Here is an 18,732-nt window from a genome sequence, read left to right on the forward strand (position 1 = left end):
TGATGATCGCCCCGAGCACGTACATCACGATGTAACCGGCTTCCATGACTCCTCCTCCTCAAGCGGTGGATCGGCCTTCATCGATATCTTCGTCGGCCCGCGTCCCGGGGTTGCCCGTCCCGTCCGATGGCAGCGTCAAGATTCGGCGCCGATATCCGGTCAGGCGCCCGGCCGCGGCGGGGGCGGCGCCGCGGCCCTCCGGAGCGCCCGCCGGGAGGCCGTACCCTCTAGGGGACCGGAGAAGACCCCCGGCACGGAGGATCCGAGACGATGCCCGAGTTCGACTACACCGACCTGCTCCCGCTGGGACCGGATGAGACGCAGTACCGTCTGATCAGCAGCGAGGGGGTGCGCGTCGTCGAGGCCGCGGGCCGCAGGTTCCTGGAGGTCGAACCCGAGGCGCTGCGCCTGCTCACCGAGACCGCGATCCACGACATCTCCCACTATCTCCGGTCCTCGCACCTCGCCCAGCTCCGGAAGATCATCGATGACCCGGAGTCCAGCGGCAACGACCGCTTCGTCGCGCTCGACCTGCTGAAGAACGCCTCCATCTCGGCCGGCGGCGTGCTCCCGATGTGCCAGGACACCGGCACCGCGATCGTGATGGGCAAGCGCGGCCGGCACGTGCTCACCGACGGCGCCGACGCCGAGCACGTCTCGCGGGGCGTCTACGACGCCTACACCAGGCTCAACCTGCGCTACTCGCAGATGGCCCCGATCACCATGTGGGAGGAGAAGAACACCGGCTCCAACCTCCCCGCCCAGATCGAGCTGTACGCCGAGGACCCGCACGGCCACCCCGACGAGTACAAGCTGCTGTTCATGGCCAAGGGCGGCGGCAGCGCCAACAAGTCGTTCCTGTACCAGGAGACCAAGGCGGTCCTCAACGAGAAGCGCATGCTGGCCTTCCTGGAGGAGAAGATCCGCTCCCTGGGCACCGCCGCCTGCCCGCCGTACCACCTGGCGATCGTGGTGGGCGGCACCTCGGCGGAGTACGCCCTGAAGACGGCCAAGTACGCCAGCGCCCGCTATCTGGACTCCATCCCCACCTCCGGCTCCCCCAGCGGTCACGGCTTCCGCGACACCGAGCTGGAGGCCAAGGTCTTCGAGCTCACCCAGAAGCTCGGCATCGGCGCCCAGTTCGGCGGCAAGTACTTCTGCCACGACGTCCGCGTGATCCGCCTGCCCCGGCACGGCGCCTCCTGCCCGGTCGCCGTCGCGGTCTCCTGCAGCGCCGACCGCCAGGCCCTCGCCAAGATCACCCCCGAGGGGATCTTCCTGGAGCAGCTGGAGACCGACCCGGCGCGGTTCCTGCCGGAGACCACCGACGAGCACCTGTCGGACGACGTGGTGAAGATCGACCTCAACCGGCCGATGCAGGAGATCCTCGCCGAGCTGACGAAGTACCCGGTCAAGACCCGCCTGTCGCTGACCGGCCCGCTGGTCGTGGCCCGCGACATCGCGCACGCCAAGATCGGCGAGCTGCTCGACGCGGGCGGTGAGATGCCGCAGTACATGAAGGACCACGCCGTCTACTACGCCGGCCCCGCCAAGACCCCCGAGGGCTACGCCTCCGGCTCCTTCGGCCCCACCACCGCCGGCCGGATGGACTCCTACGTCGAGCGCTTCCAGGCCGCGGGCGGCTCCATGGTGATGCTCGCCAAGGGCAACCGGTCCAAGCAGGTCACCGAGGCCTGCCAGAAGTACGGCGGCTTCTACCTCGGCTCGATCGGCGGCCCGGCCGCCCGCCTGGCCCAGGACTGCATCAAGAAGGTCGAGGTCCTGGAATATCCGGAGCTCGGCATGGAAGCCGTCTGGAAGATCGAAGTCGAGGATTTCCCGGCCTTCATCGTGGTCGACGACAAGGGTGAGGACTTCTTCACCGACACCACCGGACCGGTTCTGACAATCGGCCGCCGCTGACGGGTTCCGGCCGGGTCCGCGCAGGCCGTGAGGCCGCCGCCGGACCCGGCCGGATATCACTGAGCGTTTCCCAACGGATACAAGACAGAAAATCTGACTACATCAGGCAAGAAACTTCAGGCCTGTCTCTACTGGTCGCATTGCGCAAATAGGTAAGCTGCCCAACATGCGTGCGCCGTCCGGATACCTCCTTGCCGCGCGATATCGGCTTGTGGAGCCGGTCGGCCGTGGCGGCATGGGCACGGTCTGGCGGGCGCGCGACGAGCTGCTCGACCGCGAGGTCGCGGTCAAGGAGGTGCGCCTGCCCCTGGTCCTGGACGAGGACCTGCGGGCGGAGCTGTGCGCCAGGACCGAGCGCGAGGGGCGGGCCACCGCGATGGTCGCCCATCCTTCGGTGATCACCGTCTTCGACGTCGTCACCGAGGACGAGCGCCCCTGGATCGTCATGGAGCTGCTCAACGCCAGGTCCCTGGAGCAGCTGGTGCAGCAGGAGGGCCCGCTGCCGCCGCGCCGGGCGGCGGAGATCGGGCGGCAGGTCCTGGGCGCCCTGCGGGCCGTGCACGCCAAGGGCATCCTGCACCGCGACGTCAAGCCCAGCAACGTCCTGGTGACCGAGGACCGGGCGGTCCTGACCGACTTCGGGCTCGCCGCGCTCGAAGGCGACGCCTCGATCACCCAGGCCGGCATCGTGCTCGGCTCGGCGGGATACATCGCGCCCGAGCGGGTGCTGGGCGCCAAGGCGAGCCCCGCGGCCGACCTGTGGTCGCTCGGGGCGACCCTCTACACCGCCGTCGAGGGACGCGGCCTGCACGGACGCCGTACGGCCGCCGCCGCCCTGGCCGCGCTGACCAGCGGCGAGCCGATCCCGATGGAGAAGGCCGGGCCGCTGGCCCCGGTGCTCCAGGGCCTGCTCGGCATCGACCCGGTCACCCGTCTCGACCCGGTCCGCGCCTCCCTGATGCTCTCCCGCGTGGCGGCCGGCGGGTCGGCCGAGGATCCGCTCGCCCGCGCGGCGGGCAAGGCCGTGCGCAACGCCGCGATGATCGCGCCCCCGTCTTTCCATCGCCGGCCCCAGCACCGGGGCCTGCACCGTGCCGGATCGACTCCCGGACCCGTCCCGCTGCCGGTCGCGACGCCGGTTCCGATGCCGCGCGGGCACCGCCGGCCGATGGAGGGGACGCACCGCAAACCCCTGGATCCGTGGCCGACGCCGCGTCCTTTTGTGAGATTTATGTCACCTTTTATCCGCTTGGTGCTCCCACGTCGCCTGTGGCCCAAGGAACTCCGCAAGCGCGGTTAAAGCGTTCATCAAGCTCCAATCGCTATCTTCTACTCATGCCGGAACAGCAGACGCGCGTGCTCGCTGACCGCTACGAGCTGATCACACCGCTCGGCCGAGGGACGATGGGCACCGTTTGGCGGGCTCACGACCGTTCCCTGGGCAGGGACGTGGCGATCAAGGAGATCCGTCAGGAGCCCGGGCTCAGCGAGGCACAACGCGCCGAACTACGGGAGCGCATGATCCGCGAGGGTCGTACGGCTGCCCGCATCAGCCACCCATCAGTCGCCACCGTCCACGACGCCATCATCGAGGACGGCAGCCCGTGGATCATCATGGAGCTGGTGCAGGCGCGCTCCCTCGAACGGGTGATCGAGGAGGAGGGGCCGCTCCCGCCCCGCCTGGTCGCCGAGATCGGCGCCGACCTGCTGGGGGCGCTGCGCGCCGCCCACGCCCAGGGGATCCTGCACCGCGACGTCAAGCCCGGAAACGTGCTGATCACCGAGAGCGGCCGGGTGGTGCTGACCGATTTCGGCATCGCCAAGGCCGAGGGCGACACGAGCCTCACCCAGACCGGCATGGTGATCGGCTCGCCCGGCTACACCGCCCCCGAGCGGGCCCGAGGAGAGCACACCGGGCCCGAGTCCGACCTGTGGTCGCTCGGGGCCACGCTGTACTTCGCGGTCGAGGGCCGCCCGGCCTACGAGCGCTCCTCGGTGGCCGAGACGCTGGCCGCGCTGATGACCGAGAACGTCGACCCGCCGGTCCAGGCGGGCCCGCTGCGCCCGGTGCTGGAGCAGCTGCTGGAGAAGGACCACACGGCACGCCTGACCCCCGGCCAGGCGGCCGTCATGCTGCGCGCCGTGGCCGACACCCCCTCCGCCGAGGCGGCGTCCCTGGAGCTCGACGAGCCCGGGACCGCGGGCGGGTCCGGCTCCGCGGGCTCGAAGGGTGCCGCGGGTGCCTCCCCGGCGGCCGGGGACGCGGAGTCCGGCACCGCGGAGGAGACCGCCCGGGACGGGGCGGAGGCCGCCGACGAGGCCGGAACCGGCCCCGTGCGGGCCGTGGCCATGGGTGCCGGCGCTGCGGGCGGCACGGGCGTCTCAGGCGCCTCGGACGTCTCGCAGGCTGCCGGAGACGCGGACGGAACCGGTGCGTCGGGCGACGGGACCGGGGCCGTGAAGGCCGAGGCCGGGGCCGTGAAGGCCGGGGCCGACAGTGCGGCCGAGCCTGCGACGGCCGAGGGCGCGGAGCACGGAACCGGCGAGGGTGCGGAGCCGGGAACCGGTGGTGGGACCGGATCCGCGGAGGCGGGAGCCGAAGCCGGGCCGGCGGCGGACGAAGAGGAGTTCGACGCCGACCGCACCATGATCGTCATCCGGCCCAAGAACGGCCTGCGCCTGCCCGGGACCGGTGAGACCCCCACGGCGGCCCCCGTACCCCCCGCTCCCCCGGCCAGGCCCCGGCCCCGGCCGGACGTGACGTCCGACCTCGGGGTGCCGGTCGCCGGGAAGCCGAAGGGCCAGGCCGCCGCCGAGGCCGCGAAGCGCGGGGCCCCGGACGCGCCGCAGATCGACGACTCCTCCCCGACGCCGCCGCACGGCTTTCCCGTCGTGTCGAAGCTGGGCACGCCGGTGGCCGGCAAGCCGGCCGGTCCGGGTGCCCCGGCGGGCTCCTCCACCGACGACGAGTCGACGGCCGTGGGGATGCTGCCCGGCGCCGGCCGTCCCGGCGGGCCGGCGGGCCCGGGTGGTCAGGGCATGACCGGCGGTCCGGGTGGACCCGGTGGTCCCGGCGGGTTCCCCGCGCCGGGCCCGGGCGGACCGGGCGGGCCCGGTCCCCAGGAGGGCTGGCAGCCGTTCCCGCCGGGATCGGGGCCGGGACCCTCGAACGGCAGCCACCCGCCCTCCGGGCTGGGCACCGACCTGTTCGCCATCGCCGGATCGCAGGGCGGACCGGCCGCGCCGAACGCCAAGCCCCCGGGCGGGAAGGTCGGAACGCTCGTCCTCATCGGGGTGGCCGCCGTCTCCATGGTGATCATCATGATCCTGGTGGTCGCGGCCTTCGCCGAGACCGGCGCGGGCGACCCCACCGCGGCGAACCTGTCGGCCGGCACGTCCGCGGCCTCGGGGTCGGGCGCCGGCGAGGACGCCGCGCCCGCGGCGTCCCCTGACTCCTCGCTCGCTGCGGACCTGCGGCGGCACGAGGACGCCGAGGGGTTCAGCATCGACCCGCCGGCCCCGCTGCGGGCGAGCAGCCGGGGGGACGACGTCGTCTTCAAGAGTGAGGACGACACCCGCTATCTCCGGGTCAACACCTCCGCGCACCCCTCCGGGAACGTCAGGGCGAGCGTCAAGGCGGCCCAGAGGGCCGCGGCCAGCGCCGGGACCTACCCCGGCTACCGGCTGATCGGCGTCACCGCGGTCGAGCCCGAGCCGTACGCCGGGGCGAAGACCGCCGACTGGGAGTTCACCTACGTCGCCGGCGGCGAGACCATCCACGTGCTGGCCCGCTTCGTGAACCTGCCGGGCGAGAACGACTACACCATCTACTGGGCGGTCCCCGCGACCTCCTGGGACGAGCAGGCGGGGATGCGCGAGGCCGTGCTGGCCTCCTTCCGGCCCGCCGGGGAGAAGGCCTCCGGCGGCTCCTGAGCACCGCCCGCGCGACACCGTCCGGCGGTGCCGGTGGCGACACCGGCACCACCGAACGGCGGGCTTATGCCCCGGGTTGCAGACTGGGGCCATGAGTGAGTATCGGATCGAACATGACTCGATGGGCGACGTGCGCGTTCCGGCGAGTGCCAGGTGGCGGGCCCAGACCCAGCGGGCGGTGGAGAACTTCCCGATCTCGGGCCGCGGCCTGGAGAGCCCGCACATCGCCGCCCTCGGCCTGATCAAGGCGATCGCCGCCGAGGTCAACGCCGAGCTCGGCGTGCTCGACAAGGAGCTGGCCCAGGCCATCGCCGAGGCCGCCACCGACGTCGCGGAGAACGAGTGGGACAGCGAGTTCCCGATCGACGTCTTCCAGACCGGCTCGGGGACCTCGTCCAACATGAACGCCAACGAAGTGATCGCCACCGTCGCCGAGGAGCGGCTGGGCCGCCCCGTGCACCCGAACGACCACGTCAACGCCTCCCAGTCCTCCAACGACGTGTTCCCCACCTCCATCCACGTGGCCGCCATGACCGAGGTGACCTATCACCTCATCCCCTCCCTGAAGCACCTGGCCACCGCGCTGCGCGCGAAGGCCGCGGAGTTCTCCGAGGTCGTCAAGGCGGGCCGTACGCACCTGATGGACGCCACCCCGGTCACGCTGGGCCAGGAGTTCGGCGGCTACGCCACCCAGATCGACAACGCCGTCGCCCGGGTGCGGAGCGCGCTGCCCCATCTGGCCGAGCTCCCGCTGGGCGGGACCGCGGTCGGCACCGGCGTCAACACCCCGCCGGGCTTCGCTCCGAAGGTCATCGACAAGCTCCGCGAGGCCACCGGGCTCCCGTTCGTCGAGGCCCCCGACCACTTCGAGGCCCAGGGCGCCCGGGACGCGGTGGTGGAGCTCTCCGGCCAGCTCCGGACCGTCGCGGTCTCCCTCAACAAGATCGCCAACGATCTCCGCTGGATGGGCTCGGGCCCGCGCGCCGGGCTCGGCGAGGTCAACCTGCCCGACCTGCAGCCCGGCTCCTCGATCATGCCCGGCAAGGTCAACCCGGTCATCCCCGAGGCCGTGTGCATGGTCGCCGCCCAGGTCGTCGGGAACGACGCCGCCATCGCCTTCGCCGGGGCCTCGGGCACCTTCGAGCTCAACGTGGCCCTGCCGGTCATGGCGCGCAACGTCCTGGAGTCCGTACGGCTGCTCGCCAACGTCTCCCGGCTGCTGGCCGACCGCTGCGTGCAGGGCATCACGGCCAACACCGAGCGCCTGCGGGAGTACGCCGAGTCCTCGCCGTCCATCGTCACCCCGCTCAACCGCCACGTCGGCTACGAGGAGGCCGCGAAGATCGCCAAGCAGGCCCTGGAGGAGCGCAAGACCATCCGGCAGGTCGTCATCGAGCGCGGCCACGTCGCCGACGGCACCCTCACCGAGGAGCAGCTCGACTCCCTGCTCGACGTCCTGTCCATGACCCGCCCGCCGTCGTAGATCGACTGCCTGGCAGACTCACCCCATGACGCAGATCAAGTTCTACGGTCGCCGCGACGTCTGGGCCCCGCTTCGGCGGGAGCTGTCCGACGTCGTGCACGAGTGCGTGGTCGAGACGTGGAAGCTCCCGCCGGACAAGCGGTTCCACCGCTTCCTGCTGCTGGACGCCGAGGACCTGCTCTGCCCGCAGCGGAGCGAGCGCTATCTGATCGTGGAGATCGTCTGCTTCACCGGCCGCTCGGACGAGGCCAAGCGCGAGCTGATCCGGGCCCTGTTCGCCCGGACGCGGGAGGCGCTCGGCCTCGCCCCCGAGGATCTGGAGATCGTCATCCTGGAGGCGCCCCAGGTGAACTGGGGCATCCGGGGCGTGCCCGGCGACGAGCTGGCCCTGACCTATCCGGTCACCGTCTGATCGCCGCGGATCCCGGCGAACAGGTCGGTCTCCGGCAGCGTCGTCTCGACGTGTGAGCGGGCGAGGTGGTACTCCTCGGTGGGCCAGATCTCCCGTTCCACGTCACGCGGGGTGGAGAACCACGGCCCCTCGGGGTCGATCTGGGTGGCGTGCGCCTTGATCGCCCGGTCCCGGATCTCGAAATAGTCGTCGCAGGTCACCCGGGTGGTCGTGGCCAGCTGGGGCATGCCCTCGAACCAGTCGTCGGTGATCTCATCGGCCAGCGGCGACTCCAGCCCCCGGGCGAGCAGTCCCTCGTTGATCGCGGTGAACCACTCGCGGGTGAACGACACCGAGTAGTAGAGCTTGAGCGGCCGCCACGGCTCCCCGGTGCCGGGATGGCGCTCCGGGTCGCCCGCGGCCTCGAACGCCTCGACCGACACCCGGTGGGTCATGATGTGGTCCGGGTGCGGATAGCCGCCCGTCTCGTCGTAGGTGATGATCACATGCGGCCGGAACTCCCGCACAGCCGCCACCAGCGGCCGCGCGGCGACCTCCAGGTCCTGTACGGCGAAGCATCCCTCCGGCAGCGGCTCGCCCTCCCCGGGCAGCCCCGAGTCGACGAAGCCGAGCCAGCGGTGGCCGACGCCGAGGATCGCGGCGGCCTCGGCCATCTCCTTGCGCCGGATCTCCGCCATGTTCTCCAGCACTCCCGGCCGGTCCATCGCCGGGTTGAGGATGTCGCCGCGCTCCCCGCCCGTGCAGGTGCACACCAGGACCTCCACCCCCTCCCGGACGTAGCGGGCGAGCGTCGCCGCCCCCTTGCTGGACTCGTCGTCGGGGTGGGCGTGCACCGCCATCAGCCGCAGCGGGTTCGTGGTCACGGATTCTCCTCGAAGTGGGGAAGGCCGGAGGCTCGAAGGGGAAGGGAGCTCCGGGAAGAGGACGGGGCCGGGCCTCGGTCCCGCGGGGACGGGCCCGCGCCGAGGGGTCAGGGGCTCAGCGGGGTCAGGGGGTCGGCGAGGTGGTGAGGTCGGCGGGGCGGGGTCAGCCGAGATAGGCGCGCAGCCCGAGCGACCGGGACGGGTGGCGGAGCTTGGACATGGCCTTGGCCTCGATCTGGCGGATGCGCTCCCGGGTGACACCGTAGTCCTTGCCGATCTCGTCCAGGGTCCTGGGCCGCCCGTCGTCGAGGCCGAAGCGCAGGGCGACCACACCGGCCTCGCGCTCGCTGAGCGTGCCGAGCAGCTCGCGCAGCTGCTCGCGCAGGAGACCGGCGGAGACGACGTCCTCGGGGGTGACGGCCTGGGAGTCCTCGATGAGGTCGCCGAACTCCCCGTCGCTCCCGTCGCCCAGCGGGGTGTGCAGGGAGACGGGGTCGCGGTCGTATCCCTGCACCTCGGCGACCTTCTGCGGGGTCATGTCGAGCTCGCGGGCCAGCTCCTCGCCGGTGGGCTCGCGCCCCAGGGTGGTCAGCAGCTCCCGTCTGGCCCGGGTGAGCCTGTTGATCTGCTCCACCATGTGGACCGGGACCCGGATGGTCCGCGCCTGGTCGGCCACGGCCCGGCCGATCGCCTGCTTGATCCACCAGGTGGCGTAGGTGGAGAACTTGAAGCCCATGGTGTGGTCGAACTTCTCCACCGTGCGGATCAGGCCGACGTTGCCCTCCTGGATCAGGTCCTGCAGGAGCAGGCCGCGCCCGGTGTAGCGCTTGGCGACCGAGACGACCAGCCGCAGATTGGCCTCCAGCATGCGCTCCCTGGCGCGCCGGCCGTCCTCGGCGATCCACTCCAGCTCGGCGCGCGCGTCCGCCGTGAGCGCCTCGCCCACGGCCTCCAGCCGCTCCCTGGCGAAGGCGCCCGCCTCCATCCGCCTGGCCAGATCGACCTCCTGCTCGGCGGTGAGCAGCGGAATCGTGCCGATCTGCTTGAGATAGTCCTTGATCGAGTCCGTGCCGGTGGTGATCAGGAGCCTCTCCTCACACGAAATTTGTGTTGGACCTAAAATTAGGACCGAAACAGTGATCCGTCAAGAGAAAATATGTCGAACCTAAAAATCGGTCGGATCCACGAGAGAGCGGCGGCACGGCCACGTGACCGCCCGGCCCGCCGGCCCCCGGCGGGCGGAAACTCCATGGGCGGCTCCTGGCGGCACCCCTTTCATCGAACACGGTTTCGATGGTACGTCGCCCCCCGCCGTCGCGGGGGCGGCACGCCGTACTCTCATCGCCGTGGTTTCCGGGGAATCGGCGACGACGTCCCCGTCCCGCCGGCACCGCCTGCGGACCGCCGTGCCGTGCGTCCCGCACATAACCCGCCACGACAGTGTGTCGGCGGGCGACATGGGCCGGGATCCCGCCCGTTGCCTACATTCGGCACATGATTGACCTGACGGCGCGACGGGCCGTGGTGACCGGGGCGGGCAGCGGGATCGGGCGCGCCTGCGCGCGACGGCTGGCCGACGCCGGAGCGCATGTGGTGGCGGTGGACATGGACGCCGAGGCCGCCGCGAAGGTGGCCGCGGAGGTCTCCGGGACGCCGGTCGTGGCGGACCTGTCCACGCCCGGCTTCCTGGAGGCCTTCCCGCCCGGCCTCGTGCGCGGGGCCGACATCGTGGTGAACAACGCCGGGTTCCAGCACGTGGCCCCGGTCGAGGAGTTCCCGCCGGAGGTCTTCACCAGGATCCTCAAGGTCATGGTCGAGGCCCCGTTCCTGCTGGTGCGGGCGGCCCTGCCCGGGATGTACGAGCGGGGATGGGGGCGGATCGTCAACATCTCCTCCATCCACGGCCTGCGCGCCTCGCCGTACAAGGCGGCCTACGTCACGGCGAAGCACGCGCTGGAGGGGTTCTCGAAGGTCGTCGCCCTGGAGGGCGCCGCACACGGGGTCACCTCCAACTGTGTGAGTCCCGCCTACGTCCGCACTCCCCTCGTGGAGCGCCAGATCGACGCCCAGGCCGCCACCCACGGCATCGGCCGGGACGAGGTCGTCGAACAGATCATGCTCGCCCCCGCCGCGATCAAGCGGCTGATCGAGCCCGACGAGGTCGCCGAACTGGTCGCCTACCTGTGCGGCCCGCACGGCTCCTTCATGACCGGAGCCTCCCTGCCCGTGGACGGGGGCTGGACCGCCCGCTGACGTCCGGGGACCCACGCCGACCGCCCGGGTCCGGGGGCGGCCGGATCCCGGGCGCGGCGGCACCGCGAGAATGGACGACATGAGCGCGCGGGTGTTTCTGGAGCTGCTGGCCAGGGAGGCCTCGGCGGTCGAGTTCGAAGGGCCCGTCCTGGCCGCCAGGACGTCCGGGGCGGACCCGGCGACGCTGGCCGAGCTGGAGGAGACCAAGCTCGCCGCGCTCAAGGTGCGGGCGCTGATGCGGCGCAGGGCCAGGCGCGAGGCCGAGCTGTCGGCGCTGTTCGACACCGCCGGCGACCTGGCCGGCCTGCGGAACCTGGACGCCGTGCTGGAGGCCATCGTGCGCCGCGCCCGGCAGCTGCTCGGCACGGACGCCGCCTACATGACGCTGCACGACCCCGACCGGGGCGACACCTGGATGCGGGTCACCGACGGCTCGGTCTCGGCCAAGTTCCGCGCCCTGCGCCTGGCCATGGGGGCCGGGCTCGGCGGGCTGGTGGCCCAGACCGCCACGCCGTACGCCACGGCCGACTACTTCGCCGACGAGCGCTTCCGGCACATGTCCCACATCGACGACGCGGTCAAGGAGGAGGGCCTGGTCGCCATCCTCGGCGTGCCGCTCAAGCTCGGCGCGCGGGTCATCGGGGTGCTGTTCGCGGCCAACCGGAGCGTGCGGCCGTTCACCCAGGACGAGGTGGTGCTGCTCGGCTCGCTGGCCGCCCACGCGGCGGTGGCCATCGACAACGCCCGCCTGCTGCAGGAGACCCGCAACGCCCTGGAGGAGCTCAGCGAGGCCAACCGGCAGGCCGGCGCGCACAGCCAGGCGGTGGAGCGGGCCGCCCTCGCGCACGACCGGATGACCGGGCTGGTGCTGCGCGGCGGCGGGGTCGAGGACGTGGCCGCCGTGGTCACCGAGGTGCTCGGCGGCTCGCTGGTCGTGCTGGACGGCGCGGGACGGCCGATCGCCGGCGACCTGAGCGAGCTGGACGGCACGGGCCGGCCGGCCGGCGGCGCCCAGGACGGGCCGGAGAAGACCGTGTCCGGGGCAGCCCCGGCCGGAGCGACCGCAGCCGGGATGGCGGCGGCCGGTGTGACCGCGGCGGCCATCGCGGAGGCCGCGCAGTCGTCCCGGACGCTGGGGCGCACCGTCAGGAAGGACGACCTGCTGGTCGCGTCGGTGGACGTCGGCGCGGAACCGCTGTGCACGCTCGTGCTGCGGGCCGACGGCCGGGTGGCCGCCACCGACCAGCGCATCCTGGAGCGGGCGGCGCTGGTCACCGCGCTGCTGCTGCTGTTCCGCCGCACCGTGGCCGAGGCAGAGGGCCGGGTCAGGGGCGAGCTGCTCGACGACCTGATCTCGCGGCCCGGCCTCGACGGGCTGGCCGACCGGGCCCGCCGGGTCGGCGTGGACCTGGACGCCGGTCACGTGGTGGTCGTGGTCCGGCACGACGGCCAGCGCGAGCGCGCCGCCTTCTGGGCCTCCTCACGCGCCACGCTGGAGCGCGGGCTGGCCGCCCAGCGCGGGGACGAGCTGGTGCTGCTGCTGCCCGGCGACCGGCCGGGCCCGCTGGCCAAGCGGATCGCCGCCGAGCTGAGCGCCTCCCTCGGCCGGCCCGCCACGGCGGGCGCCTGCGGCCCGGTGCACGGGCCCGCCGGGGTCGCCGCGGCCCACGACGAGGCCCGCCGCTGCGCCGACGCGCTGCGCGCCCTGGGCCGGGCCGGCGAGGGCGCCGGTGCCGCGGAGCTGGGCTTCGTCGGGCTGCTGGTGGGCGACGGCCGCGACATCGAGGCCTACCTGCGCTCGGCGCTCGGCCCGGTGCTGGACTACGACGCCCGCCGGGGCACCGCGCTGGTCCACACCCTCACCGCCTACTTCGGCGCGGGCGGCTCGCTCTCCCGTACGGCCGAGGCCCTGCACATCCACGTCAACACCGTCACCCAGCGCCTGGACCGGATCGGCCGGCTGCTGGGCGCCGACTGGCAGGACCCGGAGCGGGCCCTGGAGATCCAGCTCGCCCTGCGGCTGCACCGGCTGCGCGGCTGACGACCCCGCCGCGGGGCTCCCACATAGCCGCCTCACCCGGTATGGGGATCGCCCCCATAGGAGTGATGCCGGTCACTACGTACGGTGAGCCGACATCCCCCCGACAGCGACTCCCATTGGTGAGTGAGATGGCTGAGAAATCCCCCACCCCCATCGGAAAGATCGTCGGCGCCAGCCTCATCGGCACCACGATCGAGTGGTACGACTTCTTCCTGTACGGCTCCGCCGCCGCGCTCGTCTTCAACAAGCTCTTCTTCCCCGAGGCGGACCCGCTCACCGGCACCCTGCTGGCGTTCCTCACCTACGCGGTGGGCTTCGTCGCCCGCCCGCTCGGCGCGGTCGTCTTCGGCCACTACGGCGACCGGCTGGGCCGCAAGCGGCTGCTCGTCATCAGCCTGGTCCTGATGGGCGGCGCGACCTTCCTGATCGGCTGCCTGCCGACGCACGCGGCGATCGGCGCGGCGGCCCCGCTGCTGCTGACGGCGCTGCGGCTGGTGCAGGGCTTCGCGCTCGGCGGCGAGTGGGGCGGTGCGGTGCTCATCGTCTCCGAGCACGGCGACTCCGCGCGGCGCGGCTTCTGGGCCTCCTGGCCGCAGGCCGGCGCCCCCGGCGGCAACCTGCTGGCCACCGCCGTCCTGGCGGTGCTGGCCGCGGTCCAGTCCGATGAGACCTTCCTGAGCTGGGGCTGGCGCGTGCCGTTCCTGCTCTCGGGCGCGCTGGTGCTCCTGGGCCTGTGGATCCGGCTGTCCATCAGCGAGTCCCCGGTCTTCCAGCAGGCCATGGCCAACGCCGAGCACAGGCCCAAGGCGTCGATGCCCATCGTGGACGTCTTCCGCTACCACTGGCGGGACGTGATCACCGCGATCGGCGCCCGCTTCGCCGAGAACGTCTCCTACTACGTGATCACCGCCTTCGTCCTGGTCTACGCCGTGGAGGCCACCAAGCTGGACAAGGGCTTCGTACTGAACGCGGTGCTGATCGGCTCGGCCGTGCACTTCGTCTCGATCCCGATGTGGGGCGCCCTGTCCGACCGGCTCGGCCGCCGCCCCGTCTACCTGATCGGCGCGGTCGGCGTGGGCCTGTGGGCGTTCGCGTTCTTCCCGCTGATCGACACGGGCAACTTCGCCGCGATCACCCTGGCGGTCACGGTCGGCCTGGTCCTGCACGGGGCGATGTACGGCCCGCAGGCGGCGTTCTTCTCCGAGCTGTTCGCCACCCGGATGCGCTACTCGGGCGTGTCGGTCGGCGCGCAGCTCGCCTCGATCGTCGCGGGCGGCCTGGCCCCGCTGATCGCGGTGGCGCTGCTCAAGTCGTACGGCTCCGCGTTCCCGATCATGCTCTACGTCGCCGGCGGCGCCGTGCTGACGGTGATCACCATCCTCCTCGCCAAGGAGACCCGGGGCCGCGACCTCGTCACCCTTGAGGCCGGCGCCGACGAGACCGCCGCCGCCACCGAAGGCGTCAAGCCGTGAGCCGGCCGCGCGGGCCGATCGTGCTCGCCTCCGGACTCGCGATCGCCACCGCCGCCGTGCTGGCGGTGAGCGCACCGGCCGCGAGCGCGGGGGTGACGGGCACCACGCAGACGGCCGCGGGCGGGCACTGCGACCGGCAGGACAGGGTCGCCGTGCCCGGGGCGGAGAAGCAGGTCGTCGCCTGCCTGGACGACCTGACCACGGCGGGGACCGTGGCCTCCGGGCACACCGACCCGGCCGACTGGTCCGGGCTGCACCCGGCGGGCGCGGTCAACCCCACGGGCGTGCCGGGCATCCAGGTCGACGGCTACTTCCCCGACACCTCCACCACCAACACCAACCACGGCTGGAACCACGACGCGCAGTTCGTGCTCCGGCTGCCCGACAGGTGGAACGGCGGGCTGGTCGTGGCGGGCACGCCCGGCAACCGGGAGCAGTACGCCAACGACTTCACCGTCTCGGACTGGGCGCTGGCCAAGGGCTACGCCTACGCGGTGACCGACAAGGGCAACACCGGCGTCGCCTTCCACAAGGACGGCCGGGAGCCCGGGGACGCGATCGCCGAGTGGAACCACCGGGTCACGCAGATCGCCGTCGCGGCCAAGGCCGTCGCCAGGCAGCGGTACGGCAGGCTCCCGGCGCGCACCTACGCGGCGGGCATCTCCAACGGCGGCTATCTCGTGCGCTGGCAGCTGGAGAACCGGCCGTGGCTGTACGACGGCGGGATCGACTGGGAGGGCACGCTCTGGCGGGTCAAGGGTGACAACCTGCTGAACTTCCTGCCCCCGGCGCTGCGCGCCTATCCCGAGGGCGACAACCAGGCGATGTACGACGCCGGGTTCGCCAAGGGCTCGGAGTTCCTGTGGCCGTTCCACCACCAGGTCTACTGGGACCTCACCCAGCGCATCTACCGGGAGGAGATCGACCCGGACTTCGACGGCGCCACCGAGGCGGGCACCCCGTACTGCGCCTCCGGCACCCCGGCCTGCGACGCCGACTACGACTACGACGCGCGCAAGCCGTACCGGGCGATGCGGAAGATCGCGCTGACCGGCCGGATCGGCAAGCCGCTGATCACGATCCAGGGCACGCTCGACACGCTGCTGCCGATCTCCCGCAGCGGCGACGTCTACGCGCAGATGGTCGGCGAGCGCCGGCCCTTCCGCTACTACCGCGTCACCGACGGCACCCACACCGACGGCCTCTACGCCGCCTACCCCGACAGGCTGCGGCCGCTGCTGCCGTGCTTCCGCAGCGCGTTCGAGGCCATGGAGGGCTGGGTGGAGCGGCGGCAGAGCCCGCCGCCCAGCGCGACCCTGCCCCGCCCGGCCGGCGGCGACCTCGTCAACGAGTGTCAGTTGGGGGTGTAGCGGCGCGGTACGGGCCGGGATGACCGGACCATGTTCCGGGCGCCGGGGATCCGCCGGGCGATGCGTTTGAGCAGCGGGTCGCGGCGCTCGGGCAGGGGTGCGGGCACGACGCCGCGGCGGATCTCCACCCGGCCGCCGCGGCTCATCTCCACGCCGAAGCGGAGCCCGACCTCCTCATCGTCCATCCGCAGGAACGGCACCCACGCGCCGGGGGCCAAAAAGCCGTGGCGGGGCAGGCGTTTCATCGGGACCCTGGCGATCAGCCGCCCGGCGGTGTGACCGGGCAGACCCGGCTCGACCAGGGCGGGGGCGCAGACCTCGCGCTCGCCGTCCGGTGCCTGGCGCAGCACCAGTTCGGCCGGGGACCCGCCGCCCGGCGGCATGTACGGCACGGGCACCACGACGAAGACGTGGTCGCGCCCGTGGGTGACCGTGGTCCCGGTCGAGACGAGGACGACCGACTCGGGGAAGGAGCGGGGCTCCACGCACAGGCCCAGCTCGCCGTGGTCGGACCACCAGGGGACCACCGGCCGCCCCGTGTGCTCCTGCGGCGATCCGGTGCAGTGCACCGGATCGCCGGCCACCCGGGCGCGCCCCTGGTGGACGCCGCCGCGCAGCCGCATGTGGACCTCCCACAGACCGGAGGGCAGGGTCCCGCCGGGGAGCGCGGAGGCGGCGTCGAGGGTCGCGGTGCCGGTGACCTGCACCCTGATCGCGTCGCCGTACGGGACGCGGACCACCGAGCAGCTGACGGGGAGCATGTGCACGGCCCCGGTCGCCTCGTGCCGGATGTAGACCTCGAAGCGGGTGCGGGAGACCGCGGCGGTGACGTCGGCCACGTCCGGCGGGAGCCGGAGCCCGTCCAGCGGCAGCGGCGAGGTCCAGAGCAGGCGGTTGTCCTCGTGCGGCAGGAAGCGGGTGGGGGTGCCGTCGCCCCGCATGATCTCCCCCGTGAGGTTCATCACGAGCATGCCGTCCCGCCAGGCGACGCTCTTGATCTCCGCCCGCAGGAAGGTGCCGCGCAGGGCGTGGGCCAGCGCGACGAGCTGGTCGAGCCGGCCCGCGCGCAGCAGCGCGGCCCGCGCCCGCAGCTGGACCGGCATGTAGTGGTCCAGCCTCCCGGGGAAGCGCCGCAGGACGATGTCCCGCAGCGTGGTGAAGGCCAGGGAGCGGTCGGCCGACGACGAGGTGAACCTGGTGCCGCCGAGCCGGCGCAGGACCGCGGTGCGGAACCAGTGGGCGTACAGGCGGTCGCGCTTGCGCCCGCGGGGGACCGACTCGTCGATGACGTCGAGCAGCTTGTCCAGCTCCGCGGCGTGGGCGCGCGGGCCCACCGGGTACTCGGGCCGCTCCCCCAGGTGACAGCAGACCTCTCCGGCCATCACGGTCACGGTCGCCGCCCGCAGGTAGGCCCGCAGGACGAAGGCCTGCTCCGCCAGCGGCCCGCCGGCGCCGGGGAAGGCGATGCCCTCGGCCACCAGGAACGCCCTGCGGTAGAGCTTGTGCGGCGTGAGCAGGGACAGCAGCCCGTCCCCGAGGACGTCGGCCCGCTGCCGGTCCCGGGAGAACGCCGCTGGCGCGGGCCCGTCGTCGCCGGCCAGCCGCCCGACGAGGACGTCGGCCTCCGTCTGGACCGCGCGGTCGTACATCCGCGCCAGGGCCGTGCGATCCAGCTTGTCGCCCTGGTCGAGCATGTAGACGTACTCGCCCCTGGCGGCCTCCAGGGCGGCGTTGCGGCCGCGCATCGGAGAGCCGATGCGTGGCAGGTGCAGGACCCTGACGTTGGAGCGGGACTCGGCGATCACGTCGAGCCGCCGGGCGGTCCCGTCGTCGGAGCCGTCGTCGGCGAAGACGACCTCGTACTCCTCCGCGGCCATCGACTGTTCGATCACCGATCGGATGCACGCGTCAGCCGTATCACCGGGGTTGTGCACCGGCACCACCACGCTGACCTTTATCCCCATACCGCCCAGGATGCGCGCCCTAACGGGCGGATGGGGCCTGACCTGCCGGTCTGGGGTGTTTCAGTACCATCCCTTGGCCTGAGAATGACCCCAGGCGCCGCAGGGCGTGCCGTAGCGGCCCTTGATGTAGCCCAGCCCCCACTCGATCTGGGTGGCCGGGTTGGTCTGCCAGTCGGCGCCCGCGCTGGCCATCTTGTGACCGGGCAGCGACTGCGGGATGCCGTAGGCGCCGCTGGAGCGGTTCATCGCCCGCTCGTTCCAGCCGCTCTCCTTCATCCAGAGCTTCTCCAGGCAGCCCCACTGGTCGGCCCAGCCGCGCGCCTCCAGCATCTGCTTGGCGATCGCCCGGTTGCCGGTCGGGTTGGCGGTGCCGGCCGGGAGCTGCTTGGGGTCGAAGCCGCCGCCGCCCGGCGCCTCCTTGACGATCTTGATGGGGTCGAGCGGCTCGCGCCCCTCACGCTTGCGCTTGAGCGCGTCGGCCTTGAGCGCCTGGACCGCCTGTGCCTTCAGCGCGTCCGCCTGGGGGTCGGGCCCGAAGGGGTCGCCGCCGCCGAAGGCGTTGGCCAGCTGGTCGAGAGTGAGCGCCTGATCCGCCGGGGCGGAGGCGTTCTGGGCCGCGGTGTAGGCGGTGAACCCGCCGCCGCCCGCGACGACCACGGCCACCAGGCCGAGGATCAGACCGCGCTTGGGCGTCAGCCACCCCCGCGGTTTCGCCGGAGCCTTCGTCTTCGGAGTCTTCTCCGACTTCCTGCCGGTACGGCGGGAGCCGGGCGCCTGGCGCCCCTTCAGGGGCGGGCGCTCCTTCACGGGGGGCGATCCTGCACTCACGACCTATGAGCTTGCCGTGCACAGGGGGGTGGTCCGCAACCGGAACGGGAGAAGAGGGAGAGGTTGCGTGGAAAGTCACGCTGTTCACAAGGGCCCGACTCCCTGCTTACGAGGACTTTCCCGATATTTGACCCACTCTATGTGATTTTCATCACATCGGCGTGGTGAAGGGGGGGCAGGGCTCCTCCTT

General features: G+C 72.5%; 12 protein-coding genes and 1 pseudogene. 9 read left to right on the forward strand and 4 right to left on the reverse strand.

The window, feature by feature from the left end; translation table 11 throughout:
• Positions 1-270 precede the first annotated feature (270 nt).
• From Pta02_RS05035 to Pta02_RS05055, 5 genes are all read left to right on the forward strand, one after another.
• Positions 271-1,923, forward strand: coding sequence for a fumarate hydratase (locus Pta02_RS05035; RefSeq protein WP_203873471.1), 1,653 nt, complete (start codon positions 271-273; stop codon positions 1,921-1,923).
• 166 nt (positions 1,924-2,089) lie between these two features.
• On the forward strand, positions 2,090-3,223 hold the full coding sequence (locus tag Pta02_RS05040) for a serine/threonine-protein kinase (RefSeq protein WP_203873472.1): 1,134 nt from the start codon (positions 2,090-2,092) through the stop codon (positions 3,221-3,223).
• 35 nt (positions 3,224-3,258) lie between these two features.
• A complete protein-coding gene (locus Pta02_RS41820; RefSeq protein ID WP_203873473.1) occupies positions 3,259-5,856 on the forward strand; it encodes a serine/threonine-protein kinase in 2,598 nt (865 codons plus the stop codon).
• 91 nt (positions 5,857-5,947) lie between these two features.
• On the forward strand, positions 5,948-7,339 hold the full coding sequence (locus Pta02_RS05050; protein ID WP_203873474.1) for a class II fumarate hydratase: 1,392 nt from the start codon (positions 5,948-5,950) through the stop codon (positions 7,337-7,339).
• A 25-nt stretch (positions 7,340-7,364) separates the two neighbouring features.
• Positions 7,365-7,751, forward strand: coding sequence for a tautomerase family protein (locus Pta02_RS05055; protein ID WP_203873475.1), 387 nt, complete (start codon positions 7,365-7,367; stop codon positions 7,749-7,751).
• On the opposite strand, the gene mca is transcribed toward Pta02_RS05055, so the two are convergent.
• Complete coding sequence (gene mca / locus Pta02_RS05060) at positions 7,733-8,590, reverse strand: mycothiol conjugate amidase Mca (protein WP_203873605.1); 858 nt, start codon at positions 8,588-8,590, stop codon at positions 7,733-7,735. The two genes, Pta02_RS05055 and mca, sit on opposite strands and share 19 nt — an antisense overlap.
• 187 nt (positions 8,591-8,777) lie before the next feature.
• Positions 8,778-9,680 (reverse strand): annotated as a pseudogene (locus Pta02_RS05065) (RNA polymerase sigma factor); the annotation flags it as partial.
• A 428-nt stretch (positions 9,681-10,108) separates the two neighbouring features.
• Here Pta02_RS05065 and Pta02_RS05070 point away from each other — a divergent pair.
• The 4 genes from Pta02_RS05070 (at position 10,109) to Pta02_RS05085 (ending at position 15,750) form a co-directional block, all read left to right on the forward strand.
• Positions 10,109-10,867 (forward strand): 3-hydroxybutyrate dehydrogenase, encoded by a 759-nt coding sequence (locus Pta02_RS05070; protein ID WP_203873476.1) that lies wholly within the window; start codon positions 10,109-10,111, stop codon positions 10,865-10,867.
• A gap of 79 nt (positions 10,868-10,946) precedes the next feature.
• Positions 10,947-12,908 carry a helix-turn-helix domain-containing protein gene (locus Pta02_RS05075; protein WP_307837447.1) on the forward strand — a complete coding sequence of 654 codons (1,962 nt, stop codon included), beginning with the start codon at positions 10,947-10,949 and terminating at the stop codon, positions 12,906-12,908.
• Between the two features lie 128 nt (positions 12,909-13,036).
• Positions 13,037-14,380 carry an MFS transporter gene (locus Pta02_RS05080; RefSeq protein ID WP_203873478.1) on the forward strand — a complete coding sequence of 448 codons (1,344 nt, stop codon included), beginning with the start codon at positions 13,037-13,039 and terminating at the stop codon, positions 14,378-14,380.
• Positions 14,377-15,750, forward strand: coding sequence for a 3-hydroxybutyrate oligomer hydrolase family protein (locus tag Pta02_RS05085; RefSeq protein WP_203873479.1), 1,374 nt, complete (start codon positions 14,377-14,379; stop codon positions 15,748-15,750). The genes Pta02_RS05080 and Pta02_RS05085 overlap by 4 nt, the downstream gene beginning before the upstream one ends.
• Here the strand turns inward: Pta02_RS05085 and Pta02_RS05090 are convergent.
• Positions 15,735-17,714, reverse strand: coding sequence for a glycosyltransferase family 2 protein (locus tag Pta02_RS05090; protein ID WP_203873480.1), 1,980 nt, complete (start codon positions 17,712-17,714; stop codon positions 15,735-15,737). The genes Pta02_RS05085 and Pta02_RS05090 overlap by 16 nt on opposite strands.
• 60 nt (positions 17,715-17,774) lie before the next feature.
• A complete protein-coding gene (locus Pta02_RS41030; RefSeq protein ID WP_239129596.1) occupies positions 17,775-18,521 on the reverse strand; it encodes an aggregation-promoting factor C-terminal-like domain-containing protein in 747 nt (248 codons plus the stop codon).
• Between the last annotated feature and the right edge of the window lie 211 nt (positions 18,522-18,732).

It is taken from the genome of Paraplanobispora takensis, assembly GCF_016863195.1.
GTDB classification, from domain to species: Bacteria; Actinomycetota; Actinomycetes; order Streptosporangiales; family Streptosporangiaceae; genus Planobispora; species Planobispora takensis.

Coding starts and splice junctions, on each gene's coding strand:
- Pta02_RS05035 (WP_203873471.1), top strand. CDS start 271: ATGCCCGAGTTCGACTACACCGACCTGCTCCCGCTGGGACCGGATGAG.
- Pta02_RS05040 (WP_203873472.1), top strand. CDS start 2,090: ATGCGTGCGCCGTCCGGATACCTCCTTGCCGCGCGATATCGGCTTGTG.
- Pta02_RS41820 (WP_203873473.1), top strand. CDS start 3,259: ATGCCGGAACAGCAGACGCGCGTGCTCGCTGACCGCTACGAGCTGATC.
- Pta02_RS05050 (WP_203873474.1), top strand. CDS start 5,948: ATGAGTGAGTATCGGATCGAACATGACTCGATGGGCGACGTGCGCGTT.
- Pta02_RS05055 (WP_203873475.1), top strand. CDS start 7,365: ATGACGCAGATCAAGTTCTACGGTCGCCGCGACGTCTGGGCCCCGCTT.
- mca (WP_203873605.1), bottom strand. CDS start 8,590: ATGGCGGTGCACGCCCACCCCGACGACGAGTCCAGCAAGGGGGCGGCG.
- Pta02_RS05070 (WP_203873476.1), top strand. CDS start 10,109: ATGATTGACCTGACGGCGCGACGGGCCGTGGTGACCGGGGCGGGCAGC.
- Pta02_RS05075 (WP_307837447.1), top strand. CDS start 10,947: ATGAGCGCGCGGGTGTTTCTGGAGCTGCTGGCCAGGGAGGCCTCGGCG.
- Pta02_RS05080 (WP_203873478.1), top strand. CDS start 13,037: ATGGCTGAGAAATCCCCCACCCCCATCGGAAAGATCGTCGGCGCCAGC.
- Pta02_RS05090 (WP_203873480.1), bottom strand. CDS start 17,714: ATGGGGATAAAGGTCAGCGTGGTGGTGCCGGTGCACAACCCCGGTGAT.